Origin of the sequence: Xylanivirga thermophila, assembly GCF_004138105.1 — a bacterium.
Classification (GTDB): domain Bacteria; phylum Bacillota; class Clostridia; order Caldicoprobacterales; family Xylanivirgaceae; genus Xylanivirga; species Xylanivirga thermophila.
Genome location: NZ_RXHQ01000050.1, coordinates 1 through 10,455, shown reverse-complemented (window position 1 = coordinate 10,455; position 10,455 = coordinate 1). Strand labels below are relative to the sequence as shown.

The following is a 10,455-nucleotide window of genomic DNA, read 5'->3' as shown; positions in this document are numbered from 1 at the left end:
GAGGCCGCCCTGGCTGACAAATCATATGGGCGATGCTTGTCGTCAAGAGTGTGACCGGATACAATGCTAATTTATTTATCAGGATGGCTGTATTTTTCTTTTCCCTACAGTAAATTGACGCAATCTATCAATTATCATATGTTGACAAAGAAATGAATGTATGATAAATTAATATTAAATAGATAGAGAAAATAGGTATCCCTATTTGTTTATTAACTAAGCAGATAGGGTTGTTTTATCAAAGTAGGTGCATAATATAAACATGGGAAACAATATAAAGATTATAGCACAGAATAAAAAAGCGCGGCATGATTATTTTATAGACGATACCTATGAAGCTGGAATAGTTTTAACGGGTACGGAAGTTAAGTCTATAAGATTAGGAAAGGTTAATCTAAAGGATAGTTATGCCGAAATAAGAGATGGTGAAGTATTTGTGCAGAATATGCATATAAGCCCTTATGATAAGGGTAATATATTTAATACTGATCCATTGCGTAGTCGTAAATTGCTCCTAAATAGGCGGGAGATCAACAAATTACTAGGTTACCTTCAAGAGAAGGGTTATACCCTTATACCACTTAAAATATATTTAAAGAATGGTCTAGTAAAGTTGGAACTTGCGGCAGCTCGTGGTAAGAAATTATATGATAAGCGGGCTGATATAGCAAAGCGAGATGCCCAAAGGGAAATAGAGAGAAACTTTAGAGATAGACAGCGTATGTAAAGTTTATATTTATATATGGGGGCGTATTGGTTTCGACGGGGATGATAGAGATAAAAGAAGCGAGCTGCGGATTCTGGGACCGCATAAACAACCTAGAACTTAAATATAAACGCAAATAACGAATCTTACGCTTTAGCTGCTTAGTTCAGCTAACGTCCGCCCTGTAGCATCCGCACTATAGGAATCGGGCGTCAAATTTGCGGGAAACCAGCTTACCTAAGCTTTGCGGTAGGTGGGAATTTATGAAGCTAGCCAATCATGAATCCTGTTACTGGGAGTCATGAAAGGCGAATTTTAAAACAGTAACTGCGCTCGGAGATGCTTTTGTCGATACATCTTCGGACGGGGGTTCGACTCCCCCCGCCTCCACCATATCTAATGGTAATTATGGATGTCATGGGTTGAAAAGCCCATGACATCAACCATTTCAGGGGCTTTTTACACCAAAAAAGCCCGTCAAAAAGAAGCTCAATTTCGTGGATATCATCCCCCTATTTTTCAATAACTAAGGGATATGAACTAACACGAAAGAATTTTTTAATAGATACACGCTAAAAATTGAGTATAGAGAACTGATTTCCAATAAAGGAGTCAGTTCTTTTTTCATTGTTTAGAAAGCCAGAGAGACAGCAAATAAAAAACATAATGTATAGCATCTTTTTTACAAACACCAAAAATACAATAAATATGTAAGCATAAAGAGCGGTCGATTTTAGGAATAGTCCTTAAATTGACTGCTCTTTTTTTGTTTGCAGAAAGGATACGATATGCTTGTAAAATATAAACGAAATAGAAAATTTGCCTGTTATGATTCTAAAAGCCTCATAAGTACCGGCAGACCTGAGCCGCCCCCTCGTCTTGTTGGTCCCTTTAAAAGCTGTGGAGATTGCCCTTACGCATCCCACGGCTTTATATGTTATAGACGTGAAGGGGATTGTCTAAGAACCGATATGCAAAAAATCAATCACAGGAGGAAAAAATTATGCGAGCAATGATTCAATGTATGCATGAAAACAATTATCAAAACCTTACCTTTCCCAGTAAGGAAAAAGAACTGCAGATTTTATGGACAGTCTTGGTGTTGCCAATACCGCAAAAACAGAGATTAAAATCGGAGCCGTCCATAACGATGAAAGATTGTCAGCCCTGCTCTCTGATAAAACAGTAAATCTTGACGAGTTAAACTTCCTGATGAAACGGTTAGATAGCTTCGATCAAAATGAGTTTGCCACCTTTTATGCAACTGCATATGCCCAAAAAGCTGAAACGATGACGGAGCTTATTAACCTCAGCTTTAATACCCATTGTTACAGCCTTGTAGCCGATTTTAGCGATTTAAATGCTGTAGGTAGGCAGATGTACCTAACAGAACAAATCGGTGTCAGTACAGAGGAATTACAAAGCCTTGACGGACGTGACTACTTTGAAAAAATGATTGCAGAAAACCCTAATCCTATGATAACACCGTATGGAGTGGTATATAGAAACAACAATGAAATTGCACAGGCCTATAACGGCAGAAATTTTCCGTATTACCAATATGAGGATACGCCCGTTACACTGCTGCTGAGTGCTCAAAATCGCTGCGAATATCTGTATCTGCCAATTGAACAGAGTGAGCTGAATAAGGCTTTAGAACGATTGGGTGCAGAAGATCTGGAAAGTGTAAATTGGCAGGTGGAGGAACACAATATCCCTGATAACCTTGCAAATATGGTAATTGAGGCTCGGACAGACCTGTATTTTCTCAATCAATTTGCTGCAATTTTTAAGGAGATGGGTCAGCGTGAAGTTACTGCTTTATCTGAACTTGCAGCTTTTGCAAAAATCACCAATGCAGAAGAACTTAAAACACTGGCAAGCTGTATGTATGAATTCGAGTGTTTCCCTAACATTCATACGCCGGAACAATACGGCAGATATATAATCTGTGAAAGCGAACGCTTTGAGTATGACGATAACCTTGAGGATTATATTGATTTTCAATCATACGGCCAAGATAAAATCGGCAGAGAAACCGGAGCATTTACTTCAAAAGGTTATCTGCTTTACCACGGATATAACATGGAAATGCAAAGTATTTTGAATAAAAATATCGGGCTTAAAATCAAAGAACTGCAAGAACCGCAGGAGCTTAAACTGTATATGCCTCTTAAGGCTATCACCTATCAGGATGAAAACGACTATGGAGATCTTTATCAGGTAGATTATGAAATAGATGTGTATTCTGAGGAACTAAGTTCCTATGAAGATGAAATAAGAACTGCTATTATCAATCATTGCTTGGATAGTGAAAAGCGCGGCATGATGGAGTACTATGATGAACACGATACGGTGAATGCAAAAGTACAAAAGTATCTTTTCGATGTAGAAGTAATTGATGGAGAGCTAATGGGAGTTGCCGTTCTTACTCTTAATGCACCCTTAAATCAAGGAGAGTTTATAAAAATCAAGGGAGCCATTGAGGGTCAATGTTCTGACGGCTTTGGAGAAGGTTTTGAACAGCGTGAAATTGACTGTAATGGCAAAGAGGTATATGTAAGTCTTTGGAACTCTCATGATTGGAGTCTCAAAACCGCTGAAGAAATGGGAATTACAGAACAGAATTATGAAATGAAATTTGGAGGTATGTGAAATGAAAGGATTTCCCACAAGACAACAGGTTGAAAGAATTAAAGAAAAATACCCACCCGGTACCAAGATACGCATGAAATCTATGTCCGATCCCTATGCACCAATTCAGTCCGGTATTGAAGGGATAGTAGATTTTGTAGACGATATCGGTACTCTGCACTGCAACTTCGAAAATGGGCGCAGTCTTGGTGTTATTGTTGGTGAGGACAGCTTTTCAGTTATTGAACCGGAAGAAGAACAAGGCATGGGTTTAACAATGAAATAGAAAAAACGGCAAGATGCAAAACATCCCACCGCTTCTCTATTTTTCAAGTCCCTTTATCAAATCAAAAACAAAAATTCTTCTATCCTCCGGTTGCTTGCGAAGAATTGTAAGTATCTCCGCCTCCTGCTCACTAAGTTCAGAAGCCCGAAGCGTGGATTTTATGTTGGTTCTGCCAAGGATATAGTCTACCGAAGTATCAAGGGTATCAGCGAGCTTCACAAGCATTTCCGCAGGAGGTACTGCTTTTCCGATCTCGTAGCCGCTGATGGTTTCCTGTGACACATTAAGTTCCATTGCAAGACGAAGCTGTGTCAAGTTTTTAGCTTCCCTTAGCTGTTTTAAGCGTTCTATAAATATCACTCCTCCCAAGTATGGACATTATCAATATAAAGTATATCCCTATAAGTTGACTGCGACAGTCATATTACTTATACTATGCATGGAGTATATTTATATACACAATAAATAATATGACTGGAGGGTAAAATGTGAACCGGAGACTCATCAGAGAAAAAACAGTATGCTTTACCGGGCATCGAAGTGAAAAACTTCCGAAAGGAGATGTCTTGAAGTATTTGAGAATAAAATTGTCAGAGGAAATTGAAAAGGCAATACAAGATGGCTACAATACCTTTTTATTTGGAGGCACCTATGGGTGGGAGCTTATGGCAGCGGAGGAAGTGATTAAAAAGAGAACAGTGATTGACTTTAACAATCCACGGTATATTCGGCTAATTGCCGTAATCCCCTTTGGGTGTAAATGTCAACTCAAAAATGTACAATTTTTAGAATCTCAAAATGTACAATTATTAGAATTAATTATTACTACTTTTTTTGCTTTCTAATAAATCCACTTTTCCTTTTAACCTATAAGAAGGTCCTGTAATTTTAATAATGCTTGAATGATGTATTAATCTGTCAAGAATGGCGTTAGCCAATGTGACATCGGAGAAAACCTCACCCCATTTACTAAAAGGCTGGTTTGTAGTAATTATAGTTGAATTCTTTTCATACCTCTTATTTATCAATTGAAATAGTAAGTTGGCCCCTTGTTTATCAATTGGCAAATAGCCTATTTCATCAATAATTAACAACTTGTATTTAGAAAAATGTTTTAACTTGGTTTCTAATCTGTTTTCTGCATGAGCCTTATTTAATTGCATTATCAAGTCATGACAGGATATAAAGTATGTTAGGTATCTCTTTTTAGCTGCAGCGATTCCTAATGCTACAGCTAAGTGAGTTTTCCCAACGCCAGAAGTTCCAAAAAACAGTATATTCTCTTTATTTTCAATAAATCTTAAACTCTCTAAGTCTAAAAGCTGAGTTTTATTTATTGAAGGCTGAAAATCAAAATCAAAGTCTTTTAAGGTTTTTTCAAATGGAAAGGCTGATACTGATATTTGAATCTTTGAAGCCCTTTCATTTCTAAAATCTAACTCTTTTTCAGTTAATTCTAGTAAAGCTTCTGTAAAAGGAATTTCTTTTTTAGTTATTTCCTCTAAATAGTTAGGCAAATAACTTCTGAATTTCTCTAATTTGAGTGCTTCTAAATTATTAAGAAGTTTGTTATAGTTGCTCAACTAATCACTCTCCCAAAAATATATCCATATTTTTTAAATTATTTTCTATAAAATCTTCTATTTCTTCATCAGAATAGTGTTTAAATGCATCTGATTTAAGTATTTCTTTTGCATGTTCTTTCTGATAGTGAAGAAGTTTTTCACTAATCTTATGACAAGCAATTAAATCTTTAGTATAATAAATATATAATTCAGTTTCTATTTCTGATACTGTGACATAATTACCTATATATTTTGTAGGTACTGAGTATTTTTTCCCTTTATATCTAATCATTGATTCTTTGGATACCTTGTATTCTTTTTCGTGGTGGAAATATGATAGAAGGATATCCATATTTGGTAAAGGGTTTAAATACTCTTTTTCTTTTAAAAATCTTATGAATGGAACTTCATTTGTAGCCTGTGAAATTTCATTGTTTATATCATAATTAAATAATTCCACTATTTTTTTTAAATCATCAAAAGTATCAAATTCTTCATTGTATACCATTAATCTATCTACCAATTTAGCTAATGTTTCTACCTTTCCTTTAGTTTCAGGTCTATATGGTCTACAAGTTATTACTTCAAATCCAGCATCCATTGCAAAATGCTTAAACACATTATTTATTGCTATATTTTTAAAGATTGTCCTACTTCTATCTACGACAGTTGACATATTATCGAACAATATCTCCTTAGGTGCACCTCCAAAATATTCAAATCCATCATATAGACATTCAAATAATGTTTTTTGTGTTCTATCAACGGTTAATTTTAAATATTTAATTCGAGAATAACCAAGAACCATTAAAAAAATATTAACTTCTAAAAATTCACCTTGCCTATTAACCATCCTAATACTTTCCTTCCAATCTACTTGAGCTTGTAGACCTGGAGTAGTATCAAATCGTATTGTGGCTTTCTTTATTTCTGCTTTCTTATGGTTATTTACAAAATTATTTACTGTATGATAACCACCGCTATATCCTTTCTTTTGGATAAATTTAAATACTGCCATTGAACTACATCCATAATTATCAACTTTATCAATAATTATTTCTTTAAAATCATCTACTTTCTTTTTAATTTCTCGTGGTTTTCTAGATTCACTGCTTGAATCTTTAATATATTTGTCTATTGTTCTTCTATCACAGTTAAATCTTCTAGCTAATTCGCTTTTATTCAATATATCTATCTCCTCTTTAAGTAACTTTATTTGATTTAATACATCTTTCCGCATAATATCCCTCCAATCATTTTAGAAATATTATACTAGAAAAATGTACAAATCTGTGCATTTTGAGATTCTAATTTTTGTGTATTTTCATTTTATCATTTACACCGGTGTTTCCTGTTCGGCAGTAGTCCTGTCGGTTTCGTGCTGGGTGCGGAGGGCTTTCACAATCAGGTCAAGGTCATCGTGGATAACATGACTAAAAAACATTTCCTCGCTGACCTGACCCAGTTCTAAAGTACGCATATAAAGGTCATTTTCTGGTGTCTGGTGCTGATCCATTACGGATTGCCTTGCCTGTTCCAGAACTAAATTCATATCATGGACACGCATATCTGCGATACGGTCAATGCAGACTTCTATATCCGTAAGCAGACGTAAAAATCCGGGATGACAGACCATCTCGCAGAGAAGCCGGTTGTTCATTGCACCGCTTTTCAATAAATCAACCGTGGAATCATTCAAATGCAGCTCGTACAGAGAAGTGTTTGGATGATTTTTATTTTCAATCAGCCCCATGAGGTAATCCATGGACAGACCATAGTAATCCGCCAGTTTTGCAAGATTGAAAGGGCTTATATCGGTGCAGTTATCAGATTCATATTTGCCCAGCGTGGCTTTGGATATGTTAGTTGCTTTTTCTAATTCGGCAAGCGTCATATGCCGGTTTGTTCTTTCGTCCTTTAGCTTCTCCTGAAGCGTCAGCTTTGTATACATTGGTTTTTCCTCCCGAAGCAGCATTCCTAATCATTATAGCATACCTTTTCCGAAAACGTAGAAATTTCCGCTTTTTTGACTTTTTTCCAACCTTTCGGACATACGGGAGAAGCCGGTTTATTTTGCTAAGATTTCAGTGTCACAGAGACATTGAAAACAGAATGACCGGCTGCAAGTGATACCGTTCCCGGGGAAGTAGTGCCATGACAGGAGCATACCAAAGGAACGAAAAACGCTGGGAAAATTCCGGGCAGGAACGGATTGCAGGTAAAACGGCAGAACAACAAAAAATTAAATGATGGAGGTTATGAACATGAAGTTAAACGTTGAAGAAAAGAAAATCTTATACGCTTTCGGGTGCGGAAACCTTGAAAACACTGTCCGCCGGTTGAAATGGATTACCGCCCTGACGGTGGATGTAAAGGTAAAACGTGGGGTGCTGTGTCTGGCAAGGAAGCTGGACAGCGAAAATGTCGGAGAATGGTATCCCTGCTTTTATCGTCATCTCCGCTTGGAGATGGAGGGATATTTTGAAGCAAAGAAGCACATCCGCATTGTGGAAAAAAGCACAGACTGGGAGGATTTATATGGGAAAGCTGTCTAAGTACGAGAAAGAGACGATTGTGAATTTCAATGAGAAAGAAAGTGAAGCCACCATTTACACGCACAATGCGGATTTAAAACGCAGACTTGCAGAGTTTAGTAGAAAATATCCTACCCTATGCCGGTTGAAGTGCCAGAACATGGAGGGCGGGGTCACTTATGTCATGGACAAGTCAAGGCTGTCTATCCGTCTTGTACCGCCTTACAGTGAGGAACGCCGTGCAGCTGCAAGGAAATATGCAAAACAGCATGGTTTCCAGATATTACAGATGGATGAAAAAATAGCTTGATTTAAAAGCGTCTTGAATAATTGTATTTATTTTGATACAATAAATATAAACAAATGTGCATATGTCACATGATACAGATGGGAGGAGATTATCATGAATCGTTTTTATGTGCTACGGATTAACCATGTTCAAACACGAATGAGATATATTTCCCAATTATGGAGATGTAAAATCAAAATTCTATCAAAAGGACATGAGTTAATTTGATTAAGGTTGCTCATGTCCTTTTGATATAGGGAGGCGTTACGGCATATGTTCAAAATTAATCATTCACCAAGCTTTTGGCTTATATTAGGAGTTTTGTGGAGTATAACATTGCTTTTGTTTGTCATTAATAATAATTTTGTGTTTAACTTCGCATATGTACTTATCGGTTTACTTGCAGTTTCATCTTATGCCATAGCCATTTTTTTGGTGATTAAACACAAGTAAGTAAAGGGGGATTACTATGAAAAGAATAGTTGGTTTGTTTTTGGCATTTATTCCCATTATTTATTAAAAAAAGATATCCTAAAGGTTGGGGAGGGGCTGCAGTTATACATTCAGAAGATGACCAGTATTTTACTAGTGTTTCAATTGAAACAGCAAAAAGTAGTGTGGATTTATGTATTGAAGTAGGAGCAATGTGTTAAGCACATAAATATAATGTGAGAGTAACCCATTGCTTATGTGTAGTTCGAGATGATGAAAAAAGTCCATTTAAAGTGCTTTCTCCTTGTGGTGTATGCCAAGAAAGATTGCGGTTTTGGGGTACAAATGTAAAGGTAGGGGTTACTACAAATGATAACACTATTAAGTTTGTGCTATTGGAAGAATTGCAACCTTATCATTGGACAAATGCTTATTCGCCTGATCGGTTAGAACATTTCTCAGAATAACCAATGCATAGAACTAGTTGAGCATGAATTTATAAAAACCTTTAAGGTAATTCAATGGTTATATGGAACTAAATATTAAGAAAGGATGATAAACTATGGGAAATAATAATGTATGGGAAAAAAGCTTTCCCCCTCGCAAAGGTACCCGGTATCTTCCGACTTTTGTCGAAATTTACTGAAAAAACATAAACTTGTTAGAATGGCAGAAGAGGAAGTTATTTCTTTGCTCGGTGAAGAAGAAACCTATGCAAACACTAAAACATCTTTTAAGATAAGCAGAACATATTTTGAACCTGAAAATACTCTTGTTTATATTTAGGTGTTGACTATATAGACGATATGTGGCTAATTATATCTTTATATAACGGCATTGTAAGTAGTTATTGTATTGATGTAATCCAATATAGTTTTGGAAACTCCTGTTGGTAGTATATAGCATTTATATTATATGCAACAGTACAAAACAAGCTATATTGTGCAGTTAATTTATAGAGTAAATCATATTTTGTGAGGTGCAGAAATGAAAAAATTATTAATAACAATAGGAAAGGCACTTGGATTTTTTATTTTATGGGCTATTCTTGCTTCTATGGATTTTTTATATGAACCACAGTTCATTTATGGAAACCCAGCTGTAACTAGGCTATGGTGGGAACTAGTGCCACTTATCGTGACTATAATTGTTACATTAATATTTGAAAAAGGAATTGAAAAGGGGAGAGTTCATATACAATTAATTGGACAACCTTTTAGAGATTTTATTTTAGGCATACTTTTAGGGGCTATTTGGCTTGGGATAACTATATTTATTTTAAGATATTTAGGAGTAATACAATTTGATAGTAAAAATGTTGTAAACTATATGTGGGTATGGCTCATTGCAGCTTTTATAAATGTTGTAATGCAAGAATATTTAATAAGAGGGTATATTTTTCAGATTTTCAAATCTAACTATAATAGCATAGTTGCAACTATTGTAAGCACTCTTATATTTACAGCATTACATGGAGGAGCTTTTGAAGTTGGAATTGTAGCTGTATTAAATGTTTTAACTATGAGTATTTTTGTATCACTATTGTTGATTTATACCAAAACTTTAATAGCACCAATTATTGTACATTTTATTTGGAATGCCGTTGGGTGTCTATATCTAGGTGGGGTTTCATTAGCAGACGATTATCCAAATCTTTGGAATTGTACCTTTACAGGAAGCAAATTACTTACAGGGGGAATAGCTAAAATTGAAGGAAGCGTTATAGTTTCAGCTATGAATATTATTATGATAATAATTGTTGGGGTGATGATATCTAGAGGTCAATCTTCCAATCAAAGGAAGGGGGTTTTTTAATAAATTGATGATAAAGTTAAGAAAAACCTTTTTTTATTATATAGATGAATGCATGAGATATAATATGGTAGCCTCTCGAAAAAGAATTGGAAATAGTTAAGGCTAACCTAAAACTGGAATATATCGAGATGCTACGGCTGATTTTGTAAAAGAAATAAAATTGAACGTTGAGAAACGCATATTGTAGTGATTGG

The 10,455-nt window shown here is 35.5% G+C and carries 12 protein-coding genes, 1 other RNA gene and 1 pseudogene; 10 read left to right on the top strand and 4 right to left on the bottom strand.

The annotated features are described in order from the left end of the window. The first annotated feature begins 262 nt into the window (after window positions 1-262). From smpB to EJN67_RS13420, 4 genes are all read left to right on the top strand, one after another. On the top strand, window positions 263-727 hold the full coding sequence (gene smpB / locus EJN67_RS13440; protein ID WP_129724952.1) for an SsrA-binding protein SmpB: 465 nt from the start codon (window positions 263-265) through the stop codon (window positions 725-727). A gap of 17 nt (window positions 728-744) precedes the next feature. Next, window positions 745-1,099, top strand: a transfer-messenger RNA (tmRNA) gene (gene ssrA / locus EJN67_RS13435). A 693-nt stretch (window positions 1,100-1,792) separates the two neighbouring features. After that, window positions 1,793-3,361, top strand: coding sequence for an antirestriction protein ArdA (locus EJN67_RS13425; protein ID WP_129724950.1), 1,569 nt, complete (start codon window positions 1,793-1,795; stop codon window positions 3,359-3,361). Window position 3,362: 1 nt separating this feature from the next. After that, window positions 3,363-3,626 (top strand): DUF4314 domain-containing protein, encoded by a 264-nt coding sequence (locus EJN67_RS13420; RefSeq protein ID WP_129724949.1) that lies wholly within the window; start codon window positions 3,363-3,365, stop codon window positions 3,624-3,626. Window positions 3,627-3,662: 36 nt separating this feature from the next. Here the strand turns inward: EJN67_RS13420 and EJN67_RS13415 are convergent, their stop codons facing one another. After that, on the bottom strand, window positions 3,663-3,986 hold the full coding sequence (locus EJN67_RS13415) for a helix-turn-helix domain-containing protein (RefSeq protein ID WP_165000888.1): 324 nt from the start codon (window positions 3,984-3,986) through the stop codon (window positions 3,663-3,665). Between the two features lie 128 nt (window positions 3,987-4,114). Here EJN67_RS13415 and EJN67_RS13410 point away from each other — a divergent pair, with 128 nt between their 5' ends. Next, window positions 4,115-4,471: an SLOG family protein gene (locus EJN67_RS13410; RefSeq protein WP_129724947.1), complete on the top strand. Its 357-nt coding sequence runs from the start codon at window positions 4,115-4,117 to the stop codon at window positions 4,469-4,471. Here the strand turns inward: EJN67_RS13410 and istB are convergent. The 3 genes from istB to EJN67_RS13395 form a co-directional block, all read right to left on the bottom strand. Then, window positions 4,442-5,209, bottom strand: coding sequence for an IS21-like element helper ATPase IstB (istB, locus tag EJN67_RS13405; protein ID WP_129724946.1), 768 nt, complete (start codon window positions 5,207-5,209; stop codon window positions 4,442-4,444). The genes EJN67_RS13410 and istB overlap by 30 nt on opposite strands. 4 nt (window positions 5,210-5,213) lie before the next feature. Then, window positions 5,214-6,431: an IS21 family transposase gene (gene istA, locus EJN67_RS13400; RefSeq protein ID WP_129724945.1), complete on the bottom strand. Its 1,218-nt coding sequence runs from the start codon at window positions 6,429-6,431 to the stop codon at window positions 5,214-5,216. 96 nt (window positions 6,432-6,527) lie between these two features. Next, on the bottom strand, window positions 6,528-7,142 hold the full coding sequence (locus tag EJN67_RS13395) for a helix-turn-helix domain-containing protein (protein WP_243641322.1): 615 nt from the start codon (window positions 7,140-7,142) through the stop codon (window positions 6,528-6,530). 313 nt (window positions 7,143-7,455) lie between these two features. Between EJN67_RS13395 and EJN67_RS13390 the strand changes: the two genes are divergently transcribed. From EJN67_RS13390 to EJN67_RS13370, 5 genes and pseudogenes are all read left to right on the top strand, one after another. After that, window positions 7,456-7,746 carry a hypothetical protein gene (locus EJN67_RS13390; RefSeq protein ID WP_129724944.1) on the top strand — a complete coding sequence of 97 codons (291 nt, stop codon included), beginning with the start codon at window positions 7,456-7,458 and terminating at the stop codon, window positions 7,744-7,746. Beyond that, window positions 7,730-8,035, top strand: coding sequence for a molecular chaperone (locus tag EJN67_RS13385; RefSeq protein ID WP_129724943.1), 306 nt, complete (start codon window positions 7,730-7,732; stop codon window positions 8,033-8,035). Before EJN67_RS13390 ends, EJN67_RS13385 begins: the two co-directional genes overlap by 17 nt. 461 nt (window positions 8,036-8,496) lie before the next feature. Beyond that, window positions 8,497-8,913, top strand: a pseudogene (locus tag EJN67_RS14570) (cytidine deaminase). Between the two features lie 112 nt (window positions 8,914-9,025). Then, window positions 9,026-9,232, top strand: coding sequence for a hypothetical protein (locus EJN67_RS13375; protein ID WP_129724942.1), 207 nt, complete (start codon window positions 9,026-9,028; stop codon window positions 9,230-9,232). A gap of 201 nt (window positions 9,233-9,433) precedes the next feature. Continuing rightward, on the top strand, window positions 9,434-10,261 hold the full coding sequence (locus EJN67_RS13370) for a CPBP family intramembrane glutamic endopeptidase (RefSeq protein WP_129724941.1): 828 nt from the start codon (window positions 9,434-9,436) through the stop codon (window positions 10,259-10,261). Window positions 10,262-10,455 lie beyond the last annotated feature (194 nt).

Bases quoted from the DNA above. Each gene is read 5' to 3' on its own strand.
- smpB (WP_129724952.1), top strand. From the start codon at position 263: ATGGGAAACAATATAAAGATTATAGCACAGAATAAAAAAGCGCGGCAT.
- EJN67_RS13425 (WP_129724950.1), top strand. From the start codon at position 1,793: ATGGACAGTCTTGGTGTTGCCAATACCGCAAAAACAGAGATTAAAATC.
- EJN67_RS13420 (WP_129724949.1), top strand. From the start codon at position 3,363: ATGAAAGGATTTCCCACAAGACAACAGGTTGAAAGAATTAAAGAAAAA.
- istA (WP_129724945.1), bottom strand. From the start codon at position 6,431: ATGCGGAAAGATGTATTAAATCAAATAAAGTTACTTAAAGAGGAGATA.
- EJN67_RS13395 (WP_243641322.1), bottom strand. From the start codon at position 7,142: ATGTATACAAAGCTGACGCTTCAGGAGAAGCTAAAGGACGAAAGAACA.
- EJN67_RS13390 (WP_129724944.1), top strand. From the start codon at position 7,456: ATGAAGTTAAACGTTGAAGAAAAGAAAATCTTATACGCTTTCGGGTGC.
- EJN67_RS13385 (WP_129724943.1), top strand. From the start codon at position 7,730: ATGGGAAAGCTGTCTAAGTACGAGAAAGAGACGATTGTGAATTTCAAT.
- EJN67_RS13375 (WP_129724942.1), top strand. From the start codon at position 9,026: ATGGGAAAAAAGCTTTCCCCCTCGCAAAGGTACCCGGTATCTTCCGAC.
- EJN67_RS13370 (WP_129724941.1), top strand. From the start codon at position 9,434: ATGAAAAAATTATTAATAACAATAGGAAAGGCACTTGGATTTTTTATT.